19 protein-coding genes and 1 rRNA gene are annotated in these 23,046 nt (G+C 71.0%); 1 reads left to right on the top strand and 19 read right to left on the bottom strand.

All coding sequences use genetic code 11. The features are described 5' to 3' along the window. Positions 1-154 precede the first annotated feature (154 nt). The 19 genes from WJM95_RS17160 to WJM95_RS17070 form a co-directional block, all read right to left on the bottom strand. Positions 155-1,680 (bottom strand): 16S ribosomal RNA (locus WJM95_RS17160). 599 nt (positions 1,681-2,279) lie between these two features. After that, the gene (locus WJM95_RS17155; protein WP_339130599.1) at positions 2,280-3,500 is read right to left on the bottom strand and encodes a cytochrome P450; all 1,221 of its coding nucleotides are present in this window, start codon (positions 3,498-3,500) and stop codon (positions 2,280-2,282) included. 68 nt (positions 3,501-3,568) lie between these two features. Then, entirely contained in the window at positions 3,569-4,249 is a 681-nt protein-coding gene (locus tag WJM95_RS17150) for a response regulator transcription factor (protein ID WP_339130598.1), read from the bottom strand. Beyond that, positions 4,246-5,607 carry a histidine kinase gene (locus tag WJM95_RS17145; protein ID WP_339130597.1) on the bottom strand — a complete coding sequence of 454 codons (1,362 nt, stop codon included), beginning with the start codon at positions 5,605-5,607 and terminating at the stop codon, positions 4,246-4,248. The genes WJM95_RS17150 and WJM95_RS17145 overlap by 4 nt, the downstream gene beginning before the upstream one ends. A 74-nt stretch (positions 5,608-5,681) precedes the next feature. Next, positions 5,682-6,821 (bottom strand): acyltransferase, encoded by a 1,140-nt coding sequence (locus tag WJM95_RS17140; RefSeq protein WP_339135630.1) that lies wholly within the window; start codon positions 6,819-6,821, stop codon positions 5,682-5,684. A gap of 94 nt (positions 6,822-6,915) precedes the next feature. Beyond that, positions 6,916-7,977: an alpha/beta hydrolase gene (locus tag WJM95_RS17135; RefSeq protein ID WP_339130596.1), complete on the bottom strand. Its 1,062-nt coding sequence runs from the start codon at positions 7,975-7,977 to the stop codon at positions 6,916-6,918. 151 nt (positions 7,978-8,128) lie between these two features. Continuing rightward, a complete protein-coding gene (locus WJM95_RS17130; protein WP_339130595.1) occupies positions 8,129-9,103 on the bottom strand; it encodes an alpha/beta hydrolase in 975 nt (324 codons plus the stop codon). Between the two features lie 236 nt (positions 9,104-9,339). After that, positions 9,340-10,542, bottom strand: a complete 1,203-nt coding sequence (gene kynU, locus WJM95_RS17125) for a kynureninase (RefSeq protein ID WP_339130594.1) — start codon at positions 10,540-10,542, stop codon at positions 9,340-9,342. Further along, on the bottom strand, positions 10,535-11,380 hold the full coding sequence (locus WJM95_RS17120; protein WP_339130593.1) for a tryptophan 2,3-dioxygenase family protein: 846 nt from the start codon (positions 11,378-11,380) through the stop codon (positions 10,535-10,537). The genes kynU and WJM95_RS17120 overlap by 8 nt, the downstream gene beginning before the upstream one ends. Before the next feature lie 180 nt (positions 11,381-11,560). Then, positions 11,561-11,974, bottom strand: coding sequence for a DUF3151 domain-containing protein (locus tag WJM95_RS17115; protein WP_339130592.1), 414 nt, complete (start codon positions 11,972-11,974; stop codon positions 11,561-11,563). A gap of 163 nt (positions 11,975-12,137) precedes the next feature. Further along, positions 12,138-13,784 (bottom strand): MFS transporter, encoded by a 1,647-nt coding sequence (locus tag WJM95_RS17110; RefSeq protein ID WP_339135628.1) that lies wholly within the window; start codon positions 13,782-13,784, stop codon positions 12,138-12,140. 151 nt (positions 13,785-13,935) lie between these two features. Beyond that, the gene (fbaA, locus tag WJM95_RS17105; protein ID WP_339130591.1) at positions 13,936-14,958 is read right to left on the bottom strand and encodes a class II fructose-bisphosphate aldolase; all 1,023 of its coding nucleotides are present in this window, start codon (positions 14,956-14,958) and stop codon (positions 13,936-13,938) included. Positions 14,959-15,143: 185 nt separating this feature from the next. Beyond that, positions 15,144-15,692: an orotate phosphoribosyltransferase gene (gene pyrE / locus WJM95_RS17100; RefSeq protein ID WP_339130590.1), complete on the bottom strand. Its 549-nt coding sequence runs from the start codon at positions 15,690-15,692 to the stop codon at positions 15,144-15,146. A gap of 10 nt (positions 15,693-15,702) precedes the next feature. Beyond that, complete coding sequence (locus tag WJM95_RS17095) at positions 15,703-16,497, bottom strand: aldose 1-epimerase (protein WP_339130589.1); 795 nt, start codon at positions 16,495-16,497, stop codon at positions 15,703-15,705. Between the two features lie 45 nt (positions 16,498-16,542). After that, complete coding sequence (locus tag WJM95_RS17090) at positions 16,543-17,583, bottom strand: carbon monoxide dehydrogenase (RefSeq protein ID WP_339130588.1); 1,041 nt, start codon at positions 17,581-17,583, stop codon at positions 16,543-16,545. A 66-nt stretch (positions 17,584-17,649) separates the two neighbouring features. Next, the gene (locus WJM95_RS17085; RefSeq protein ID WP_339130587.1) at positions 17,650-19,311 is read right to left on the bottom strand and encodes a polyamine aminopropyltransferase; all 1,662 of its coding nucleotides are present in this window, start codon (positions 19,309-19,311) and stop codon (positions 17,650-17,652) included. Between the two features lie 221 nt (positions 19,312-19,532). Then, complete coding sequence (locus WJM95_RS17080; protein ID WP_339130586.1) at positions 19,533-20,063, bottom strand: DUF2617 family protein; 531 nt, start codon at positions 20,061-20,063, stop codon at positions 19,533-19,535. Between the two features lie 914 nt (positions 20,064-20,977). Beyond that, a complete protein-coding gene (locus WJM95_RS17075; protein WP_339130585.1) occupies positions 20,978-21,145 on the bottom strand; it encodes a hypothetical protein in 168 nt (55 codons plus the stop codon). Positions 21,146-21,187: 42 nt separating this feature from the next. Continuing rightward, positions 21,188-21,544, bottom strand: coding sequence for a hypothetical protein (locus tag WJM95_RS17070; protein WP_339130584.1), 357 nt, complete (start codon positions 21,542-21,544; stop codon positions 21,188-21,190). Positions 21,545-21,796: 252 nt separating this feature from the next. On the opposite strand from WJM95_RS17070, the gene WJM95_RS17065 reads away from it, so the two are divergent. Further along, positions 21,797-23,005: a pyridoxal phosphate-dependent aminotransferase gene (locus tag WJM95_RS17065; RefSeq protein WP_339130583.1), complete on the top strand. Its 1,209-nt coding sequence runs from the start codon at positions 21,797-21,799 to the stop codon at positions 23,003-23,005. The last annotated feature ends 41 nt before the right edge of the window (positions 23,006-23,046 follow it).

The raw sequence follows: 23,046 nt of genomic DNA, 5'->3' as shown, positions 1-23,046 counted from the left end.
TGATCAGCTTTCCACGCTCCGAAGAGCAGTACTGGCAGCCCGAGATGACTGAAAGTGCCGAATAATCAACGTTCCACCCATGAGCAACCAGCATCGAACATTCGCCGATGTACTGGCCTCTGACCGAGCGAACTCGGTAAGAAGTGCTCCTTAGAAAGGAGGTGATCCAGCCGCACCTTCCGGTACGGCTACCTTGTTACGACTTCGTCCCAATCGCCAGTCCCACCTTCGACAGCTCCCTCCCACAAGGGGTTGGGCCACCGGCTTCGGGTGTTACCGACTTTCGTGACGTGACGGGCGGTGTGTACAAGGCCCGGGAACGTATTCACCGCAGCAATGCTGATCTGCGATTACTAGCAACTCCGACTTCATGGGGTCGAGTTGCAGACCCCAATCCGAACTGAGACAGGCTTTTTGAGATTCGCTCCGCCTCACGGCTTCGCAGCTCTTTGTACCTGCCATTGTAGCACGTGTGCAGCCCAAGACATAAGGGGCATGATGACTTGACGTCGTCCCCACCTTCCTCCGAGTTGACCCCGGCAGTCTCCTGTGAGTCCCCATCACCCCGAAGGGCATGCTGGCAACACAGAACAAGGGTTGCGCTCGTTGCGGGACTTAACCCAACATCTCACGACACGAGCTGACGACAGCCATGCACCACCTGTACACCGACCACAAGGGGGGCACTATCTCTAATGCTTTCCGGTGTATGTCAAGCCTTGGTAAGGTTCTTCGCGTTGCGTCGAATTAAGCCACATGCTCCGCTGCTTGTGCGGGCCCCCGTCAATTCCTTTGAGTTTTAGCCTTGCGGCCGTACTCCCCAGGCGGGGAACTTAATGCGTTAGCTGCGGCACCGACGACGTGGAATGTCGCCAACACCTAGTTCCCACCGTTTACGGCGTGGACTACCAGGGTATCTAATCCTGTTCGCTCCCCACGCTTTCGCTCCTCAGCGTCAGTAATGGCCCAGAGATCCGCCTTCGCCACCGGTGTTCCTCCTGATATCTGCGCATTTCACCGCTACACCAGGAATTCCGATCTCCCCTACCACACTCTAGCTAGCCCGTATCGAATGCAGACCCGGGGTTAAGCCCCGGGCTTTCACACCCGACGTGACAAGCCGCCTACGAGCTCTTTACGCCCAATAATTCCGGACAACGCTTGCGCCCTACGTATTACCGCGGCTGCTGGCACGTAGTTAGCCGGCGCTTCTTCTGCAGGTACCGTCACTTTCGCTTCTTCCCTGCTGAAAGAGGTTTACAACCCGAAGGCCGTCATCCCTCACGCGGCGTCGCTGCATCAGGCTTTCGCCCATTGTGCAATATTCCCCACTGCTGCCTCCCGTAGGAGTCTGGGCCGTGTCTCAGTCCCAGTGTGGCCGGTCGCCCTCTCAGGCCGGCTACCCGTCGTCGCCTTGGTGAGCCACTACCTCACCAACAAGCTGATAGGCCGCGGGCTCATCCTTCACCGCCGGAGCTTTTAACCCCCACCCATGCGGGCAGGAGTGTTATCCGGTATTAGACCCCGTTTCCAGGGCTTGTCCCGGAGTGAAGGGCAGATTGCCCACGTGTTACTCACCCGTTCGCCACTAATCCCCACCGAAGTGGTTCATCGTTCGACTTGCATGTGTTAAGCACGCCGCCAGCGTTCGTCCTGAGCCAGGATCAAACTCTCCGTGAATGTTTTCCCGTAATCGGGACGACACCACGAGAGCGGAACCGGAGGGAGGAATAATCCCTCGGTTCACAGCGTCCTCGCTGTGCGCCTACCCCAGAGGGGCAGGACTTTTTCAAAGGAACCTCGCCCCAGCCATGATGGCTGGAGACGGGGTATCAACATATCTGGCGTTGATTTTTGGCACGCTGTTGAGTTCTCAAGGAACGGACGCTTCCTTTGTACTCACCCTCTCGGGCTTTCCTCCGGGCGCTTCCCTTCGGTCTTGCGTTTCCGACTCTATCAGACTCTTTCGGGCCTGACTCCCGGTCAGCGGGGTTTGTCTTCCCGGCCGTTGGGCCGTTCCGACGTCTCAAACTTTAGCGGATCTTCCCGGCAGTTCCTAATCGGGCCGCCGGACCCAAATCGAATTGAATTCGGGCACGCCGAATTCATCCCGGCTGGGAGATCGTGCTGGTGGTTTGATTGCCGCTACAGCGGCGGAGGTGCCGTCGCAGAACCGTTCCGGTCCCGCGACAACTCGAAGAACTCTACGGATCCGCCAGGGCCGTGTCAACCGCCCCTGTCAAGATCTTTTACAGGGGCGGTGAACGGCGGCGCGGCCCTCAGACCTCGACCGTCAGGCCCTCCAGGCCGCGGATCACGAAGTTCGGCTTGCGGACCGGTTCCTCGGCGAGGCTGAGGCCGGGGGCCTTGGTCAGCAGCGCCGTCATCGACGCGGCCAGTTCGAGCCGGGCCAGCGGAGCACCGATGCAGTAGTGGATGCCGGCGCTGAAGGAGATGTGCGGGTTCTCCGTCCGGGACAGGTCCAGCGTCTGCGGGTTCCCGAACGCCTCGGCGTCATGGTTGGCGGAACCGAAGAGCATGGCGATCTCGGCGCCGCGCGGAATCGTCGTACCGTCGATCTCGATGTCGTCCAGCACCCAGCGCTCGAAGAGCTGGAGCGGGGTGTCGTAGCGCATCAGCTCCTCCACCGCCGTGGGGATCAGCGCGTGGTCCGCCCGCAGGGCCGCCAGCTGCCCGGGATGACGGAACAGGGTCCACCAGCCGTTCACGGTGGCATTGACCGTGGCCTCGTGCCCCGCGTTCAGCAGCAGCACACAGGTGGAGATCATCTCCTGCTCGGTGAGCCGGTCGCCCTCGTCGTGCGCCGCGATGAGCCCCGAGATCAGGTCGTCCGCCGGTTCCTTGCGGCGGGCCTCGATCAGCCCGCGCAGATACTCGGTGAATTCCTCCGACGCCCGCACCGCCCTGCGTGCCACGTCCTCGGACGGATTCAGCTCGTACATTCCGCAGATGTCCGCCGACCAGGGCCGCAAGGGTGCCCGCTCGGAATCCGGGACACCCAGCATCTCCGCGATCACGGACACCGGCAGCGGCTCCGCCACATCGGTCAGCAGGTCCCCGCCGCCGGCCTCCACCAGCCGCTCGACCAGCTCACCCGCCAGACCCTCCACATAGGGCTTCAGCCGCTCCACCGTGCGCGGTGTGAACGCCTTCGACACCAGCCGCCGGATCCGTGTGTGGTCCGGAGGCTCCAGATCGAGCATCCCGTGGTCGTTGAGCACATGGAACGGCTCGTGTTCTGGCGGCGGCGCCGTCCGCCCGAAGTCCTCGTGCGTGAACCGGTGCTGATAGGTCCGGCCCAGCCGGCGGTCCCGCAGCAGTGCCGAGACATCCGCGTGGTGCGGCACCAGCCACTGGTTCGTCGGCTCGTAGTAGTGCACCCGGCCTCGCGCGCGCAGTTCCTCGTACGCCGGGTACGGGTCGGCCAGGAAGGCCGGATCCCACGGGTCGAAGGCCCGCGAACTCTCCATAGCTGCCATGAACGGACGCTAGCCCGGCCCGGCACCCGCTGACCAGGGCCGACCCGGACCGCGAGCGCCGGACGCCGTCAGCGGGGAGTGACCAGCCGTGCCTCGTACGCGAAGACCGCGGCCTGCGTGCGGTCCCGGAGCCCCAGCTTCACCAGGATGCGGCTCACGTGGGTCTTGATGGTCGACTCCGCGACGACGAGCCGCTCGGCGATCTCCGCGTTCGACAGCCCCTGCGCGATCAGCACCAGCACCTCCGTCTCCCGGTCGGTCAGATCCCCGTACGCCCCGTGCGCCGCCGACATCCGGGGCTCCTCCGCGAGCTTGGAGAACTCCGTGATCAGCCGCTTGGTGACCGAGGGGGCGAGCAGCGCCTCCCCGGCCGACACGACCCTCACGCCGTCGGCGAGCTGGCGGGCCGAGGCGTCCTTGAGCAGGAAGCCGGAGGCCCCCGCGCGCAGCGCCTGGTACACGTACTCGTCGAGGTCGAACGTCGTGAGCACCAGCACCTTCGCGGCTCCGTCCGCGGCGACGATCTCCCGGGTCGCGTCGATGCCGTTCATCTCCGGCATGCGGATGTCCATCAGGACGACGTCCGGTTGCAGCTCGCGGACCCGGTCGACGGCCTCCCTGCCGTTGACCGCCTCGCCGACCACCTCGATGTCGGGCATGGCGCCGAGCAGGACGGAGAAGCCCTCGCGGACCATCATCTGGTCGTCGGCGATCAGCACACGGATCGCCCGACTCGTGCCGCCCGTCATCCGCTCTCCTCCCCCGAGGGCACCGGCAGGAACACCGCCACCTCGTAGCCTCCGTCGTCCATGGGGCCCGTCGTCATCTCGCCGTCCAGCATGGTGACCCGCTCGCGCATGCCCGTGATGCCGTGTCCCGCGCCGTGCGTCGACTTCTCCAGGTTCGTCACCGGTGCGGGGCCGTTGACTATGCGCAGGCCCAGTCCGCCCAGCACATAGCCGATCTCCACACGGGCCGAGGCGCCCGGAGCGTGCCGCAGGGTGTTGCTGAGAGCCTCCTGCACGATCCGGTACGCCGAGAGCTCGACGCCCTGCGGCAGTTCGCGCACCGCACCGGTGACCGCCTTCTCCACGCTCAGACCCGCGTCGCGCACATTGGCGAGGAGTCCGTCCAGATCGGCGAGGGTGGGCTGCGGCGCGTCCGGCGCCTCGTAGTCCTCGGCCCTGACGACACCCAGCACCCGGCGCAGCTCGGTCAGCGCCGCCACCGCGTTCTCCCGGATGGTGACGAACGCCTGCTCCAGTTCCGGGGGCGGGTTCTCCACCCGGTAGGGCGCGGCCTCCGCCTGGATGGCGACCACCGACATGTGGTGGGCCACCACATCGTGCAGTTCGCGGGCGATCGTCGTGCGCTCTTCGAGCAGGGTGCGCCGGGAACGTTCCTGTGCCGTCTCCGACTGCTGGGCCGTGACCTCCTGCGCCGCCTCCTTGCGGATGTTCCTGACCGTGACGATCAGGAGGATCAGCGCGGACACGAACAGGAGCGGGAAGGAGTTGGCGCTGTAGTACCCCCCGCCGAAGAAGGTCTCGGCCGTCAGGCTGTACGCGGCGGTCAGCAGCCACATCCAGACCGCGACACGAGGACGCGACCGCAGGGCGACGACCGTCAGCACGGTGACGTGGGCCACGAAGCTGCCGGGCGCCCACGGCCAGTCGCCCCACGCGCCGTCGAAGACGGAGACGACCGGGACCGCCGCGATCGAGAACCAGAAGGCGCCGATCGGACGGACGAGGGTCGCCAGGACGGGGAGCAGGGCGAGGAGCCCGCACAGCAGGGACGCGAACGGTCCACTGCCGGGGCCGCCGGCGGCGGTGGAGCCCGCGGCCATGGCCAGCAGGCCCAGCGCGGCCACCACCGCGTGCGGGGTCCAGGCGGCGTACCTGCGCAGGCCCGGAGACAGGCGACGGGTGATGGGGCCGTCCGTGCGCATGCGGGGCAGCGGGCGGTAGGCGAAGGCGTCGTGGAACATGTCCTGCCGCAGGCCGCGCACGGCGTCCGCCGCGAGGCGGTACTCCGGGCTGTGGGGCTTGGCCCCGGCGCCGCCGGGGGGCGGGGACGTCGTCTGCGTCTGGGTCGTCTCGGTCACGTTCAGAACGGTAGGCCGGACGGGGGCCGCGGTCGTCACCTGCGAGGAGGGTCCTCGGGGATCCGTCTCAGGTACTACGAGGTGGGGGTTCGCCGGACGCGGACCACCCGGGAGGGGCGGCCGGCGGGGCGGCGGGGTGCCCGCTCGTGGACGCTGAAGGCGAACCAGCACAGGGTGAGGGCGCAGCCGAAGACGGGCAGCCAGGCGGCTCGCGCGGCCACCCAGACCAGGGAGTCGGGGACGGTGTGCAGGCCGGGAAGCCGGCCCGCGAGCAGGCCGAGGGCGGTCACCGCCATCAGGGACGTCTGGTGCCAGAGGAATATCGTCATCGCGGAGAGGTTGGCGAAGGCGATGCCGGCCCAGAGCACGGGCCGCCGCATCCCCCGGCGCAGCGGTTCGCGCAGCAGCAGTGCGAGGCCGCACTGGGCCAGTCCGAAGGTCACCGCGGCCAGCGTCGGCGGGTCCAGGTTGGAGACCGCGGCTCCCGGGACGCCGACCATGGACGCCGGATAGCCGGCCCACGCCACGAGGGCGGCCGTGCCCACCGCGCCGCCGCCGAACAGCACCCAGCCCGCACGCCGCCGCTCCAGTTCGCCGCGTGTCCAGGCGGCGCCCAGGGTGTACGGCACGAGCCAGCCCGCCGCGACGTTCACCCAGCCGAGCCAGGCCGGGCCGCCGAAGCCGAAGCGGACGACGTCCACATGGAGGACGACGGCGAGCGGCCACAGCGGGTTCAGCCGGGTCAGCAGGGGTGTCGCCGCGGTCAGCCCGGCGAAGACCACCAGGAACCAGAGCGGGGACAGCGCCAGTTTCACCAGGGTGTGGACCGTGCGGAAGTCCGCTCCGGACAGGAGCAGGCCGGCGGTCGCCACCGTCCAGAAGGTCAGCACGGCCGCCACCGGCCGCAGCAGCCTGCCCATGCGGGCGCGCAGCCACCGGCCGTACGTCGTGCCGCGGGCCCGCGCCGACGTGTAGCTCCTCGTCGCCACGTGGCCGCCCACGAGGAAGAAGACGGCGAGCGTCTGGAAGGCCCAGGACACCGGGGTCAGCCAGGGCATGTACCCCAGCGGGCTCGCCGTGCGCAGGGCGCCGCCGTCCGCGACGAGCGCGGTCACCAGCCAGTGGCCCAGGACGACGCCGAGGATCGCGAGGGCGCGCAGGGCGTCGACGGCCCGGTCCCGGTGCGTGGGGGTGGCCCGGTCGATACGTCGGATCGCGGCCCGTAAGCCGGTCGGGGCGGGCGTGCCGCTCGTACCCTTCCGTGCGGGCGTGCCGGGCGTGCCTTTCCGTGCGGGCGTGCCGGTCAGATCACGCACGGGTCACCTCCGAGGTGTCGCCGAGGACGATGCGGGTGAGGTTGGCCAGGGATGCGGACCCCGGCGCGAAGTAGTCGCTGTGGCCGGCGGCGCCCGCGTTGAAGACCCGGGCGCCGAAGGCGGGGGACACCGGGTCGGTGCCGAAGCCGACGGTCGTGCCGAAGAGGCCGAGGCTCGTGTGCGGGACGTGCGCGACCCAGTCGGCGGAGCCGCGGGCGGCCCAGACGCGGGCCCGGGTGCGCAGGGCGGCGGCCGAGGGGGCGCCGGTGCCGGGACTGCCGATGACGACGAGGTCGCTCACGTCCAGGCCGGGGGCGGCCCGGCCGCAGACCACCGAGCCGTACGAGTGGCAGAGCAGGGAGATGTGCGCCGCCGGGCCGACGACTCCGCGCAGTCGGTGCAGGAACGCCGTCAGCAGGGGAGCGGCTTCCTCGGCACGGCCGGGCGTCAGGACCGTCGTGCTGACGGTGCCGGGTGTCTCGTAGCCGAGCCAGGCGAGGACGGCGCCGCGCGGGCCGAGGCGCCGGTGCAGAGCGAGGGCGCCGGCGCGGAACCGGTCGTAGGTCTCCAGAGAGGTGTCCGAGCCGGGGACCAGGACGGCCACGCGGTCGGCGTGGGCGAGATCGCCGAAGACCTCGACGGCCCGGCCCGGACCGCGGCCGTCGTAGAAGAGGAGACGGCGGGAGGGCGCGGCCATGGCGCGGTCGGCGGCGGCGCGGGTGCGGTCGCCGTGGGCGGCGGCCATCCGGGCCGCCTCGGCGGCGTCCGCCCGGTTGGCCGCGTACGCCCCCTCCAGGTTCGACGCCGTCGGCGGTGGCAGGACCGCGGGCGGCGGTGCGGGGATCCGGGGGCGCGCGGCGGCGGACACCGGGACGACGACGGCGGCGGTGACGACCGCGGCGAGCAGCGCCCGCCGCAGCCGCCGGACGAGTCCCGGCCGGCGCCGCCGACCGGCGAGTCCCGCAGGGCCCGGGGTGTCGGTTTCGGGGCGGGGGTGAGGGGGCGCGGGGGCGTTTCCCCTCCGCACGGTGGCCGGTGTGGAGCGGTGATCCATGGTGTCCGTCCCTCCCCGTCCGCCCGGTCATCGGGCGTCGCTGGGAGGGAAATTACGGATCGTCACCTGTCGCCCGCGTCCCGCTGCGGACCCCATTCGAGACATACCTCTCAGGTACTACGGGTATGACAGGGTCGAGCAAAAGCCCTGGCTACCAGGCCAGTTGGGCGATCTCTTCCGCCACCACGGCGCAGGCGTCGGCCGCCGGGTCGATCAGCGGGAAGTGGCCGACGTCCTCCAGCAGCGTCAGCCCCACCACCTCGCCCGCCTTGGCCGCCGCGTCCGCGTACGACTCGGCGACCGCCTGCGGGACGACGACGTCGGTGCGGCCCTGGACGAGCGTGGTGGCGATGCCGGTGGGCAGCAGCCGCACCGGGTCGGCGTAGGGCAGCCGCTCCGCGAACGTGGTCTCGTCGCCGAGGAGTTGACGGGAGGCGCCGCCGCACACGGAGAGCTTCTCCGCGACCTCGAAGTCGGCGATCGGCGCGAGGGCGACGACGCCGCGCAGGGGTGCGGGGCGGTCCGTGTGCCACGGCGCGTCCTCGGGCAGGAGGTGACGGGCCGCGACCCAGAGCGCCAGGTGACCGCCCGCCGAGTGGCCGGTGATCACGATGCGCGCGGGGTCGGCCTGCGGGAGCGCGCGGCGGACGAGCGCGGGCAGCGCGTCGAGTGCGGCCGCGACGTCGTCGAAGGTGTCGGGCCAGCGGCCTGCCACCGGGGCTCCGGCGGCCGCGTCGGTCCCGGGCGAGGCCGCGGCGTCCGCGGGGCCGCTCTGCGCGGGGATCACGGACCCGGCAGGAGCAGGGGCCTCCCCGCGGCGGTACTCGATGTTCGCCACGGCGAAACCGCGTCGGGTCAGGAAGTCGGCGAAGGGGGTGATGTGGCGCCGGTCGTACGGGGCCCGCCAGGCACCGCCGTGCAGAACGGCCACGACGGGGGTGGGGACCGCCGGGTCGGGATCGCGCGGGGCGTAGAAGTCGATCACCTGGTCGGGGTGGTCGCCGTAGGCCAGGGTGACGTCCGGGTCCACGGCCGGGTGCGAGAAGGCGGACGCCTCCTCGGCGGCGTCGCGCGCGATGGCGGCGGCGTCGGCGTCGCCGTCCCGGGATGCGGCGTCGTCCTGCATGCTCCAACCTCTCAGCGGTGAAACGGATTTGGCGGGCGAGGGCACAATTCGGCCGTTTGCGGGGACGGTATCAGGCCGGTGACATGGGCCGAGCTGTTCGGGTATCCGGCGTACGGGTAGGGGCGGAGGGGATTTCGCCCCCTCCGCCCCTACCCTTCCCGTACCTGGGGCTCCGGCCCCGGACCCCCGCTCCTCAAACGCCGGAGGGGCTGAAACGTCCCCGGCCGGGGCTGAACTCAGCCCAGCGTCTCCGCCAGGATCCTCGCCGCCCGTTCCGCGTCCGCGAAGCCGACGTACAGGGGGGTGAAGCCGAAGCGGAGGATGTCCGGGTGGCGGAAGTCGCCCACGACACCCCGCTCGATCAGGCGCTTCATGACGGCGCCCGCGTCCACGCAGCGCAGGGCCACCTGGCTGCCCCGTTCCGCGTGGGCGAAGGGGGTCACCGACTCGACCCGGCCCTCGGGCACGTACGCGGAGACGCACTCCAGGAAGAAGTCCGTCAGGGCGAGCGACTTGGCACGGACGCTCTCGACGGAGACGCCGTCCCACACCTCGAGCGCCGCTTCCAGGGCCAGCATCGAGAGGATGTCCGGTGTGCCGACCCGCCCGCGCAGCGCACCCGGCGCCGGCTCGTACGACGCGCTCATGGCGAAGGGCTCGGCGTGCGAGTTCCAGCCGGGCAGCGGGGAGTCGAAACGGTCCTGGAGGTCCGCGCGGACGTAGAGGTACGCGGGCGAACCCGGGCCGCCGTTCAGGTACTTGTAGGTGCAGCCGACCGCCAGGTCCACCCCGTGCTCGTCGAGGCCGACCGGCAGGGCGCCCGCGGTGTGGCACAGGTCCCAGACGGCGAGCGCGCCCGCCGCGTGGATCTCGGCGGTGAGGGAGGGCAGGTCGTAGCACCGGCCCGTGCGGTAGTCGACGTGGTTGAGCAGCACCGCGGCCGTACGGGGGCCGAGCGCCGAGGACAGCTCGTCCGGGTCGACCGGGCGCAGTTCACAGCCCGTCATCCGTGCCGCCGAGGCGGCGATATACCCGTCCGTCGGGAACGTCGTCGCGTCGACGAGGATCTCGTCGCGGCCCTCGCCCGCCAGCCGTACCGCTCCCACCAGGGCCTTGAAGACGTTCACGCTGGTCGAGTCGCCGACCACGATCTGTCCGGGCGCCGCGCCGACCAGCGGGGCGATCCTGTCGCCGATCCGCTCGGGCGCGGTCCACCAGCCGCTCTCCTCCCAGGAGCGGATGCGCAGTTCGCCCCACTGCCTGCGCACGACGTCCTCGACCCGGCCGGGGACCTCGACGGACAGCGCGCCGAGCGAGTTCCCGTCCAGGTACACCACGTCGTCGAGCACGAACCGCTTGCGCAGCGCGGCGAGTTCGTCGGCCGCGTCCAGTTCCGCCGCCCGCGCGGCGAGCGCGGACGCGTGGGCTCGCTCAGACATAGGACCTCGCTGTCCACAGCTCGGGGAAGACGTTCTTCTGCGCGCGCTTCTCCAGCCAGGCCACTCCCGCGGAGCCGCCGGTGCCGGTCTTCGAACCCATCGCCCGCCGGGTAGCGACGAGATGGTCGTTGCGCCAGCGCCACACCAGCTCGGCCACATCGGTCAACGCCTCGCCCAGACGGGCGAGTTCGTCGCTGTCGTCACCGGAGTACAGGGACGTCCAGACGGCCTGCACCTCGGGCACGGGCTCGTAGCGGAGCGACACGTCACGGTCCAGCACCGAGGCCGGGATCGCGTGGCCGCGCCGCGCGAGGAGCCGCAGCACCTCGTCGTACAGGCTCGGCTCGTGCAGCGCCTTCTCCAGCTCGGCGTACACGCGCGGCGCGCCCCGGTGCGGGACGAGCATCGACGCGGACTTCTCGCCGAGCAGGAACTCCATGCGCCGGTACATCGCCGACTGGAAGCCGGAACCCTCGCCGAGGGCCGAGCGGTAGGAGTTGAACTGCGCGGGGGTGAGCTGTCCGAGCGGACGCCAGGAGGCGTTGAGCGCCTCCAGCTCACGCACGGACCGCTTCAGCGCGGCCACCGCGACGGGGATGTCGTCCGCGCGCAGCGCCTTGGCCGCGGTCTCCCACTCGTGGACGATGACCGTGAACCACAGCTCCATGACCTGGGTCGTCACCAGGAAGACCATCTCTCCGGGGTCGTCGGAGAGGGTGTGCTGGAGGTGGGTGAGCACGTCCGCCTGTACGTAGTCCTCGTACGGGGTCGTGCCCTGGAAGTCGAGATGCGGGGTCTCGGGCTCCTGAGCCTGCGCGGGCTGAGCCTGGTGGGACATCGCTGTCTCCCTGAATCGTGCTCCGGGTAGCGGTCCGCCCCTGCCGTTACCGACACGGGGGCCCCGGTCCCCACCGGGCATCCTCCACAATCGTCCCCCGAAACCGCAAGGTCCGCCTGGTCACACCAGACGGACCCCCTTCGGGAGGCCTCGCGGAGAGGCCCCGCACAGGCGCGCGGCCTAGCCCAGGGTCTGGGCCGCCGTCGGCGAGGAGTCCTTCAGGAACTGCGAGCAGCGCTCGTACTCCTCCTGCTCGCCGATCGCCTGCGCGGCGCGGGCGAGGCCGTGCAGGGCGCGCAGGAAGCCGCGGTTGGGCTCGTGCTCCCAGGGCACGGGACCGTGGCCCTTCCAGCCGTTGCGCCGCAGGGAGTCAAGACCGCGGTGGTAGCCCGTACGTGCGTAGGCGTACGACTCGACGACGCTGCCCCGCTCGAACGCGTCGTCGGCGAGCTGCGCCCAGGCGAGCGAGGAGGTCGGGTACTTCGCGGCGACATCGGCGGGGGCCGTGCCGTTCGCGAGGAGCTCGCGCGGCTCGGGGTCGTCGGGGAGACGGGTCGGGGGCGGTCCCCCGAGGAGGTTCTCGTGAATCGTCATGGGTTCCAGTCTGCTGCATCCTGCGTGATCGGTGACGGTTGCCCGGCGTGGTGGGGGAACGATCGGTTCCGCGGCCGGACCGCGATCCGCGCATGCCGGACGTGTTCACGCCCGACCAGGAGAGCACCCGGACCCGCCCACCGGACCGACGGATCCGGCGCGGTCACGAAGCTGGATCAGTGCTGGACGGCCCGGCGCTCCGGGGACCCGGGGTCCCGAGGGTGCCTCGGGAGCGTTGCGGTTCCAGCGGGGGTGCCGTCAGGGAGCCGTGTCTGCGGCACTCGGGGCGCAGGCAGCCCGGCGGCGGGCGGCGCACGGTCGTGAAGGCCAGCACCGCGCCGACCACCAGCACCCCCGCGCAGAGCGGCATCGCCCGGCGGAAGGCCGCGTCGAAGGCGTCCGCCGAGCGGTAGGCCTCCGGACCCATCCCGGTGAGCAGCGGCAGCGCGGCCACGGCGACGAGCCCGGCCGCGCGGGCCGCCGCGTTGTTGATCCCGCTGGCCAGACCGGCCCGCCCGGTGTCCACGGAGGCCAGGACGGTCGCGGTCAGCGGCGCGACCAGGGTCACCATGCCCAGGCCCATCACCAGCAGCGCCGGAAGCACGTCGGCGACGTACGACGCGTCCTTGCCCACCCGCAGCATCAGCAGCATGCCCGCCGCGCACAGCAGCGGTCCGACGGTCAGCGGGATGCGCGGCCCGATGCGCTGGGACAGTTCGCCGGAGCGGGCCGAGAAGAGCAGCATCAGGACGGTGGTCGGCAGGAGGGCCGTGCCCGCCTGGAGCGCCGAGTAGCCCGCCACGACCTGGAGCTGGAGCGCGGTCAGGAAGAAGAAGCCGCCGAAGGCCGCGTAGACGCACAGGGTCACCAGGTTGACGGCCGTGAACTGGCGCGAGGCGAAGATGTCCAGGGGCATCATCGGGTCGGGGCGCCGCCGCTCGACGTACACGAAGGCCACGCCCGCCGCCACGCCCGCGACCGCCGCCACCGGAACGAGCGGGGAACCGCCCTTGGCCTCGATCAGGGCGTACGTCACCAGGGCGAGCGAGAGCGCGCCGAGGACGGCTCCGAGGACGTCGAAGCCGCGATGGGGCGTCGCCTGCGCACCGGTCTTGTCTCCGGCCCCGTCCCCGGCCCCGTCTCCGGCCCCGTCCCCGGCCCCGTCTCCGGCCCCGGTTCCGGCCCCGGACCTGCTTCCGGCCGCGCGGAAGCCCGCCCCCATGGACTCCGGGACGTGGCGCAGGGCGACCGGGGCACACACCAGCGCCACGGGGATGTTCAGCAGGAACACCCAGCGCCAGCCGGGACCGTCCACCAGCCAGCCGCCGAGGAACGGCCCGACGGCGGCGCCCACGCCCCCGAAGCCCGACCACAGGCCGATGGCGCGGGACCGGTCGTCCGGATGGAAGGAGGCCTGGATGATCGCCAGCGAACCGGGGGTGAGCAGCGCCCCGCCGACGCCCTGGAGGACACGGGCCGCGATCAGCACGCCCACGTTCGGGGCGAGCCCGCACAGCAGCGAGGCGGCGGCGAACCACATCACCCCGAGGACGAAGATCTTCCGGCGTCCGAAACGGTCCCCGAGCGAACCGCCCAGCAGGATCAGCCCGGCCAGCGACAGCATGTAGCCGTTCACGGTCCACTGGAGGGCGGCGAGGCTCGCGTTCAGGTCACGGCCGATGGTGGGCAGGGCGACGTTGACGACGGTCGAGTCCAGCAGAGCCATGCTGGAGCCGAGGACGGTGGCCAGCAGGATCCACTTCCCCGTAGGGGAGGCGATCCGTACCGCAGGTCTGCCGTCCGCAGACATGCCGTCCTCGGGTCTGCCGTCCGATGCGTCCCGCGCGGGCACAGCCATACCTCGGAGCATACGGAAGGGCCCGGCACCATGGCAGGTGCCGGGCCCTTCCCGGGGGACGGTCACGAGGCGGTCGTACGACCACCGGACGGTCCCCGGCCGACTACTTGAGGCGGGTGCCCGTGGAGCGCAGGGCGGCGCAGGCCTCGGTCACACGCTGGGCCATGCCGGCCTCGGCGAGCTTGCCCCAGGTGCGCGGGTCGTACTTCGACTTGGTGCCGACCTCGCCGTCGACCTTCAGGACACCGTCGTAGTTGCGGAACATGTGGTCCACGACCGGACGGGTGAAGGCGTACTGGGTGTCGGTGTCGAGGTTCATCTTCACGACGCCGTTCTCCAGCGCGGTGGCGATCTCCTCGGCGGTGGAGCCGGAGCCGCCGTGGAAGACGAAGTCGAACGGGCTCGCCTTGCCGTACTTGGCGGCGACGCCCTCCTGGAGGTCCTTGAGGAGCTCGGGGCGCAGGACGACGTTGCCCGGCTTGTACACGCCGTGGACGTTGCCGAACGACGCGGCGAGCAGGTAGCGGCCCTTGTCGCCCAGGCCCAGGGCCTCGGCGGTGCGCAGCGCGTCGTCGACGGTCGTGTACAGCTCGTCGTTGATCTCGTGGCTGACGCCGTCCTCCTCGCCGCCGGTCGGGGTGATCTCGACCTCGAGGATGATCTTCGCGGCGACGGCCTTGGCGAGCAGCTCCTGGCCGATGGCCAGGTTGTCGGCGAGGGTCTCGGCGGAGCCGTCCCACATGTGGGACTGGAACAGCGGGTTCTCGCCCTTGGCGACGCGCGCGGCGGAGACGTCGAGCAGCGGACGTACGTAGCCGTCCAGCTTGTCCTTGGGGCAGTGGTCCGTGTGCAGCGCGACCGTGATGTCGTACTTGGCGGCGACGATGTGCGCGAACTCGGCGAGGGCGACGGCGCCGGTCACCATGTCCTTGTTGTGCTGGCCGCCCAGGAACTCCGCACCACCGGTGGAGATCTGGATGATGCCGTCGCTCTCGGCCTCCGCGAAGCCGCGCAGCGCAGCGTGCAGGGTCTGGGACGAGGTCACGTTGATGGCCGGGTAGGCGAACTTGCCTGCCTTCGCCCGGTCGAGCATCTCGTTGTAGACCTCGGGGGTTGCGATGGGCATCTGTCCGCTCCTTGTATGTGCGGGTCTGCGTACTGCTGCTGCGGTACGACGGGACTGGTGCTTCTGGCCCTGACCTAGGGGGGCGACGTCATCGTCGGCCCCATCTTTCCAGACATCGCCGGATGCTCCAGCCCCCCATCCGACATGCGGGACCCCACCGTCGGCGGGGTCCCGCGGGAGCTTCGTCAGTCGAGCCCCAACTCGCCCTTGGAGTAGGCGAAGAGGTACGGGACACCGGCTCCGGCCTCGATCTTCTCGGCTGCGCCGGTGGCGCGGTCGACGATCGTGGCGACGCCGACGACCTCGGCACCGGCCTCCCTGACGGCCTGGACGGCCTCCAGCGGGGAGCCGCCCGTGGTCGAGGTGTCCTCGACCACGAGGACGCGCCGGCCCTTGATCTCGGGGCCCTCGACACGGCGCTGGAGACCGTGCGCCTTGGCGGCCTTGCGGACGACGAAGGCGTCCAGCCGGCGGCCCTGCGCGGCGGCGGCGTGCAGCATCGCCCCGGCGACCGGGTCGGCGCCCATGGTCAGCCCGCCGACCGCGTCGAAGTCCAGGCCGGCGGTGAGGTCGAGGAGGACCTGCCCGACGAGCGGGGCGGCCTCGCCGTCCAGCGTGATCCGGCGCAGGTCCACGTAGTAGTCGGCCTCGAGACCCGAGGAGAGGGTCACCTTGCCGTGCACCACGGCCTTGTCCTTGATCTGCTTCAGCAACTCGCCACGTACTTCACTCATGGACGTCAGCTTAGAGGCGCCGCCAGCTCCAGGCCGTGGTGGCTTCGAGGGGTTCGATGGGTGTGACCAGCCGGGGGTGGGTGTTGAGCCCGTTCGGCGGACCGGTCTGCGGCTCCACGCACACGGCGGCCTCCTGCTCGTCGTAGACGACGACCCACCGCTCACGGCTCGCGACCTTCAGCTCCAGCCGGCCCGGCCAGGTGAGGGTGACGTCGACGCCCTCCGGCATGCCGAAGCAGTCGTCCCAGGGGCCGGGTGCCGGATCGACGCGGCGGCCGGTGGGCAGGTGGTCCTCGCCCCGCTCCTCCTGCCAGGCGGGGTGGAAGTCGACCCGGACGTCCTCGCCGCCGTCCCCCAGGTTCCTATTGAACCAGGGATGCCAGCCGATCTGCGCCGGGAACGACTCCCCGTACGTCTCCACCGACATGGTGACCGTCAGGCCGTCCGCGGTCAGCGCGAAGGCCTGGGTGACGCGGGCGGGGTGCGGCCAGGGCTCGACCAGGTCGTACGTGATCACGGCCTCGTCCGCGGTGACGCGCGCGGTCTTCCAGGCACCGTCGCGGGCGGTGCCGTGGATGGCGTGCGGCGGGGAGTTGAGCGGCATCTGCCGGACCGTGGCCCCGTCGAGGAATCTTCCGTCGCGGATCCGCCCGCACCAGGGGACCATCGGGAAGCACCCGAACTTGGCGCCCTGCCGCAGCAGTTCGGCGCCGCCGACCCGCAGACTGCCGATCCGTCCGCCGTTGCCCGGCGACACGGTCACCTCCGCGTCACCCGCGGTCAGCGTGATGTCTTCGTTACTCACGGGGTCGACCCTACTGGGGCGGGGGCGCCGCGGGGTTTCCCGCCCTCAACGACGTTTGCGCAGTGCCCGGGACAGGGCGAACGCCGAGGCCAGCGCGAGGGCCGCGGCGGGGGCCGCCCAGCGCAGGGTGGCGCGCGCGGTGGTGGCCTCCGGGGGCGGTACGGGGGCGTAGCGGCCGCGCGGAGGGGCGTGGTCGACCTCCTCGGCGCTGCGTCCGATCATCGTCCGGCGCGCGTGGGCGGCCTCGGCCATGGCGTCCGCGCGCCCCGGCACCGCCGCTTCCGCCACGAAGTCCTCCCCGTCGAACGCGCCGCCCTCGCCCGCCGGATCGGGAGACCGGGACGTCACGTCCGCCTCGAAACCCGCGGGGGTGTCGGTGTCGGCTTCGAGTTCGGCTTCCGTGTCGAACTCGGCTTCGGCGTCCGGCTCGGGTTCGGTTTCGACATCCGGCTCGGGCTCGGGTCCGGCGTCGATTTCGGGGCCGCGTCCCGGTCGCGCTTCGGGCTCCGTGCGGGCCGCAGGCTGGGCCTCGGCGTCCGGTTCGGCGCCGAGGCCCTGTCCGGCTTCGGGCTCGGGCACGGAGCCGGGTGACGGGGCGAGGTCCGTGGTCAGGGATTCGGCGAAACGGGTCAGCAGGCGCAGGCCCGTCGAGGACACCGCGTCGTGCGGGAGTTCCGCCACCCGGCCGTCCCCGGAGGCCGTGCCGCCGAACACGAGGGTGGTCCCGCCGTCGGCGGGAAGGAGCCGCAGGGTCAGCGCCAGCTTCACCGCACCGACGCCGCGCACCTCCGTGGCGTCGCCCTCGACGGCGTACGTGTCGCCGTCCTGCGCGATGACGCGGAACGCACCGCGATAGGTGATCGTGTGACCGGCGACGCGGACCTTCAGCCGCCCGGCGACCCGCGCGTCCCGCCCGGCCCCGGAGGCGGAGGCGGGCGGCGAGCCCGGGGCCGCGGACCCGGCGCCGTCGGTGACCGCCGACGCGTCCTGCTGGAGACCCGGGACGGCGCGGGCGACGCGGACGGGATCGGCCAGCGCCTCTCTCAGCCGCCCGGCCGGAAACGGAACGAACACCTCATGCTCCATGTCAGCCGAGCCTACCCAGCACGACCCGGACCGCACCCGCGTATCCGGGATTCCCCGGCCTCTCCCTCAGTCGGTGTAGCGCGGATGCACCAGCGTGGAGGGCGGGAGCGGACGGCGGGGGCGGCCGCGGGAGGCGGTGCGCGCGTCCGCCGTCAGGGCCGCCTGGGTGAGGGTGCGCGGGCGCGGGCAGGACGGGTCGAGGCGCAGGGGCGGGGGCGTACGGGAGGCGAGGACGAAACCCCAGTCGTTCCCGGACGGGCCCGTGCCCGCGGGACCCGGGGTCCGGCCCGGGCGGCGGCCGATCCCGGCCGAGGGGCCGGGGCGGGCGACTCCGTAGGGCCTGGTGGACAGACCCGCCGCGCGGATCGTGGCGTCGACCGTCCAGAAGGCCCGGTTCCGGCCGGCGAGCGGGCCCGCGTGGACCACGAGCCGTCCGCCGGGGGCGAGCGCGCGCCGCGCGAGGCCGTAGAACTCCTGCGAGTACAGCTTGGTGGCGGCGGTGACGCACGGGTCGGGCAGGTCCGAGATGACGACGTCGTACGTCGACCGGTCCCCGCGCAGCCGGCCGAAGGCGTCGGCGGTCACCTCGTGGACCCGGGGGTCGTCGTACACATGGCGGTTGAGGGCGGACAGCGCGGCGTCGTCGCGCGCCAGCCGGACCACGTCGGCGTCGGGTTCGGCGATGTCGACGCGGCGCACACCGGGATGGCGCAGCACCTCGCGGGCGGCGAGTCCGTCACCGCCGCCGAGGATGAGCACGCGCGCGTGCGGGCCGTTCATCGCGGGGTGGACGAGCGCCTCGTGGTAGCGGCGTTCGTCGCGGCCGGTGAACCGCAGCCGGCCGTCGAGGAAGAAACGGAGCGGACGGCCGTGGCCGCCTCCGCTGAGAACGGCCTCCTGGGCGCCGGTGCGCTGCGCGACCCGCGCGTCCGCCCCGTACAGCGCGTGCCGCGCGGCCCGCTCGAAGTCGTCGACCAGCATCGCGGCCGAGGCGAGGAGGCCGAGCACGACGACGTTGGCGACGACCAGGGTCCAGCGGGCGCGGCGGGTCAGGTCGCCGCGGAACAGGCCGAGCACGAGGGCGGCGCCGGCGACCACGTTCACCGTCCCGGTCAGCAGGGCGCCCGTCAGCTGACCGAGCCGGGGCAGCAGCAGGAACGGGAAGGCGAGGCCGCCGAAGAGGGCGCCGACGTAGTCCGCGGCGAACAGGTCCGCGACCGCTCCGCCGGGGTCCTGGCGGCGGATGCGCTGTATCAGCTCCATGAGGAGCGGCACCTCGGCGCCGATGAGCAGGCCGATGGTGAGCGCGAAGACCACGAGCAGACAGCGGGGCCCGTCGGCCCACAGGCCGCCCCATCCGCCCGTCCACGCGAACACCGCGTACAGGGCCATCGCGCTGCACCCGCCGACCAGGGCGAGCACCGCCTCGACGGCGCCGAATCCGGCGGCGGCGCACGGTCGCAGCCGTTTCGCGGCGAGGGAGCCGATGCCCATGGCGAAGACCATGACGGAGAGCACGACGGACGCCTGGGTGACGGAGTCGCCGATCAAGTACGAGGCGAGGGCGACGAGTTCGAGTTCGTACACGAGTCCGCAGGCCGCGCAGACGAACACTCCCGCGAGGACGAGGAACCTGCCGATGCCCGGACGGACGGGCAGCCGCGCCTGGCCCTGGACGCCCCAGGGCGGCGGCGCGCCGGGTGGGGCTGGCGCGTGCGGTTCGATCACGCCGTGAACGCTACGTCACGCCGCCACTACGTCTCGTCACCCACACGTGTGGAAAGCATCGCCCTTGGTGGGGTGCGGAGTTGACTTGGGCGGCTTCCCGCCACACCCTGCCCGAACTCCTTTGCCGCGCACGGCCGTCCGGCCCGCACCTCGGCGCCCGTACCTCCACGCCCGTGCCTCGCGCGCGCACCTCGCCGTGTCCGCCCGCGCGCTTCGCGGTGTCAGACGCCGGACGGGCTGAGGGCTTCCTTCCGTACGCCGACTCGCGTACGCGTCGCCACCAACTGGCCGTCCTGCGGGTACGCGTGCCACGTACGCCAGTGGACCTGGCCCTCATGACGCTGGGCGAGCATCGCCGTGAACGCGTGCGGGCTGCCGGGGAAGACACCGGCGAGACCCTGGGGGTGGTCGGAGACGAGGGCCAGCAACTCCTGGGCGCGGCCCGCGAAGGAGCCGGGCGACAGGATCTCGACGCGGGCCGCGAACTCGTACTCCCAGTCGCCGAACCTCTTCGCGACGCCGAGCGGCAGGGGGGTGCTGCTGCCCGCGATGCACGCGACGGTCTCCGAGCAACTGCCGCGCTCCTCCTCGAGAAGGACCTGGTGGGAGGCGCCGAGCAGTCTCAACTGGAGTTTCGCCCCGGCCAGTTCGAGATCGAGGGTGGCGAGGGCCGGCAGCGGTTCGCGGCCCAGGGCCCAGGCGAGATCGGCCGCGCGCGTGTCGGTGTACGAGGTGTTCAGGGTCGTGAGCATGGGTCGGCTCCGCTAACACGCAAAGGTGAGGTGGGGTTCATGCGCACCCGGTCAGCACCGGGGGAACGGCCCGGCCGGCCCGGCCGGAAGGGCATCCGGCGGACGCGTCCGATAGGACCATCCGATGGACTTCCAAGGCCTGTCGGCCCAGGGCTGCTTGGTGATGTACCAGGGCCGCTTTGGTGGTTTAGAGGGAATCATGAACTGTGCTGCCGCCACAGCGTTTTTACCCAACTTCGTGGGGTTTCCATCCCCCCGAGGGCTCCACAGCTCAACTGTTCAACCACGACGTGCGCCCGGCGCGCGAACGCGCCCGCCGGCCGACCGCCGACGGGCACCTCCGTGCTCCGGACGCGTGTGCCACCGGGAGACCGGCCGCCCGGTGTCAGTTGCCTCCGCCGCACCCGCCGCCACCGCACGAGGACCCGCCCCCGCAGGACGAACCTCCGCACGACGAGTGCCCCCCGCAGGAGTGACCCCCGTGTCCCCCGCCCCCTCCGTGGTGCCCGCCCCCTGAGTGGTGCCCGCCCGACGAGGCACCGCCGGCCCACCAGCTGCTGTCGCCCCCGCCCCCGCTGCCCTCGGACCGGCGCCTGCCCTTGGCGGAACCGCCGAAGGCCTTCATCACGACGACCAGCACAACGACCCCCAGGATGATGCCGAAGATCATGGCGCCACCCTCCTTCCATTCCCTGGAAGCGGCCCCCCGTGGGCCGTTCTCCTCGAATCCGCTCTCGCGTGACAGGGGGATGCCCTCATGCTTCCGGCCCCAAAACAGAGTTGAGGAAGTCCTGAGGATGTAATCGCGGGCACCGGCATGCCCCTTGTACCCCCACACGAAAGGCGCCACCCGGACCCTTTGGTCGAGTGACGCCGATGGTGCCCCCGGAACTCGGCTCCGGGGCGGTTGCCGATCAGGTGGAGGCCGATTTACCCCTGGAGCGATTCGTCTTCGCGAGCAGGAAGAAGACGACCAGACTGGAAACGAGCGTGAACGCGTATTCCGGCCAGCCGTCCGCGAGTACGAACTTGTTGACGGAGTAGAGAACTGCCGCCCATGCGAAGAATATTGCGAGCTTCAACACAGTTGACGCCTTTCATGGCCTCCCGGCCGAGATCAGAACCTAGCCGGCGAGAGCCGAGATGCAGGCGGTCGCACCCGCGGCCACGGTGTTCCGGGCTATCTTCTCGGCCAGGTCCTTGTTGAACCGCCCCACGATGAGGGCTCCGGCCCCTGCGACGGCTCCCTTGATCAGGCAGTCCTTCGCCTTCTTGGACATTTTGAGACCCTTGATCATGATCTCGCAGGACTCTTTGTCGCCGTAGTAGCACTTCCCGGCCGCAATATCCTGCCAGGTGTCGATCGCCACGACAGAAGAGGTCCGTCTTCCCGGCGCCTCGCCCTGAGTCTGGGCAGCGGCAGGCGCAGCTCCGAATGCCAGCGCACCCAATACGGCCATGGAAACGAGCTTGGTCTTCATTTTTCCCCCAGTTTTCTCTTGTACGGCGCGAAACGCGCCCACACTGCTCCGTGGTCAGCGGTGCAGTGGATGGGATCAACCTAGGAAGCCGACGCACGCAAGATCAACTCAATTGATCAATATTTGAGGTTGCCCCGGGCAACGGGAGAACACGTGACGAAGGCGCCCCCTGATCAGAGGCGACGCACGGCGCACTCGCGCAGGCCGCCGTCGCCACAGGTGAGTTGAGGAACTCCGGAGCTTGGGCGGAGGATGGCCGGTATGACCTCCAGCGTGCGACCCCTTTTGAACCGTCGGCTCGCCGAGTTCGGGACGACGATCTTCGCCGAGATGTCCGCCCTCGCGCTGAGCACGGGCTCGATCAACCTCGGCCAGGGCTTCCCCGACACGGACGGGCCCGAGGAGATCCGGGAGGCGGCCGTCCGCGCACTGCGGGACGGGCGCGGCAACCAGTACCCGCCGGGTCCCGGCGTGCCCGAGCTGCGCACCGCGATCGCCGAACATCAAAAGCGCCACTACGGCCTGTCGTACGACCCCGACACCGAGGTCCTGGTCACGGCGGGTGCCACCGAGGCGATCGCCGCCTCGCTGCTCGCGCTCCTGGAGCCCGGCGACGAGGTGATCGCGCTGGAGCCGTACTACGACTCGTACGCGGCCTCGATCGCCATGGCGGGCGGGACGCGCGTGCCCGTGACCCTGCGTCCCGACGAGGCCGACGGCGACGGCCGTCGTCGTTTCCGGCTCGACCTCGACGAACTGCGCGACGCGATCACCGGACGGACCCGGCTGCTGCTGATCAACACCCCGCACAACCCCACCGGTACCGTCCTCACCCGCGCGGAGCTGACGGAGATCGCGCGGATCGCCGTCGAGCGAGATCTGCTCGTGGTGACGGACGAGGTCTACGAACACCTCGTCTTCGACGACGCCGAGCACGTGCCGATGGCGAGCCTGCCGGGGATGCGCGAGCGGACGGTCACCATCGGCAGCGCGGGCAAAACGTTCTCGTTCACCGGCTGGAAGGTGGGCTGGGTGACCGCGCCCCCGGCCCTGGTCGGCGCCGTACGGTCGGCGAAGCAGTTCCTGACGTACGTGGCGTCGGGGCCCTTCCAGTACGCCGTCGCCGAGGCGCTCGCACTGCCGGACGCGTACTTCGAGGACTTCCGCGCGGACATGCTGCGCAAGCGGGACGTGCTGACGGCGGGTCTCACCGAGGCGGGCTTCGCGGTCTTCCGGCCGCGCGGGACGTACTTCGTCACCACCGACATCCGGCCGCTCGGCGAGAGCGACGGCTTCGCCTTCTGCCGCGCCCTGCCCGAACGCGCCGGTGTCGTGGCCATCCCGAACGCGGTCTTCTACGACCACCGCGAGGCGGGCGCGCCCTTCGTCCGGTTCGCGTTCTGCAAGAGGGACGAGGTGCTGCACGAGGCCGCCGGGCGGCTGCGCAGCCTGTCGTCCTGAACCCGGCTGCCGTCATGGACTCCCCCCGGCCCGGCGGGACC

The organism is Streptomyces sp. f51 (assembly GCF_037940415.1).
Taxonomy (GTDB): Bacteria; Actinomycetota; Actinomycetes; order Streptomycetales; family Streptomycetaceae; genus Streptomyces.
Note: the sequence above shows the minus strand (reverse complement) of the source record. Positions and strands in the feature narration are given on the sequence as shown.

What these genes read in the sequence shown, in the direction of transcription:
- WJM95_RS17155 (WP_339130599.1), bottom strand. Translation starts at nt 3,500, where the DNA reads ATGGCAGCTATGGAGAGTTCGCGGGCCTTCGACCCGTGGGATCCGGCC.
- WJM95_RS17150 (WP_339130598.1), bottom strand. Translation starts at nt 4,249, where the DNA reads ATGACGGGCGGCACGAGTCGGGCGATCCGTGTGCTGATCGCCGACGAC.
- WJM95_RS17135 (WP_339130596.1), bottom strand. Translation starts at nt 7,977, where the DNA reads ATGGATCACCGCTCCACACCGGCCACCGTGCGGAGGGGAAACGCCCCC.
- WJM95_RS17130 (WP_339130595.1), bottom strand. Translation starts at nt 9,103, where the DNA reads ATGCAGGACGACGCCGCATCCCGGGACGGCGACGCCGACGCCGCCGCC.
- kynU (WP_339130594.1), bottom strand. Translation starts at nt 10,542, where the DNA reads ATGTCTGAGCGAGCCCACGCGTCCGCGCTCGCCGCGCGGGCGGCGGAA.
- WJM95_RS17120 (WP_339130593.1), bottom strand. Translation starts at nt 11,380, where the DNA reads ATGTCCCACCAGGCTCAGCCCGCGCAGGCTCAGGAGCCCGAGACCCCG.
- WJM95_RS17115 (WP_339130592.1), bottom strand. Translation starts at nt 11,974, where the DNA reads ATGACGATTCACGAGAACCTCCTCGGGGGACCGCCCCCGACCCGTCTC.
- WJM95_RS17110 (WP_339135628.1), bottom strand. Translation starts at nt 13,784, where the DNA reads ATGTCTGCGGACGGCAGACCTGCGGTACGGATCGCCTCCCCTACGGGG.
- fbaA (WP_339130591.1), bottom strand. Translation starts at nt 14,958, where the DNA reads ATGCCCATCGCAACCCCCGAGGTCTACAACGAGATGCTCGACCGGGCG.
- pyrE (WP_339130590.1), bottom strand. Translation starts at nt 15,692, where the DNA reads ATGAGTGAAGTACGTGGCGAGTTGCTGAAGCAGATCAAGGACAAGGCC.
- WJM95_RS17090 (WP_339130588.1), bottom strand. Translation starts at nt 17,583, where the DNA reads ATGGAGCATGAGGTGTTCGTTCCGTTTCCGGCCGGGCGGCTGAGAGAG.
- WJM95_RS17080 (WP_339130586.1), bottom strand. Translation starts at nt 20,063, where the DNA reads ATGCTCACGACCCTGAACACCTCGTACACCGACACGCGCGCGGCCGAT.
- WJM95_RS17070 (WP_339130584.1), bottom strand. Translation starts at nt 21,544, where the DNA reads ATGAAGACCAAGCTCGTTTCCATGGCCGTATTGGGTGCGCTGGCATTC.
- WJM95_RS17065 (WP_339130583.1), top strand. Translation starts at nt 21,797, where the DNA reads ATGGCCGGTATGACCTCCAGCGTGCGACCCCTTTTGAACCGTCGGCTC.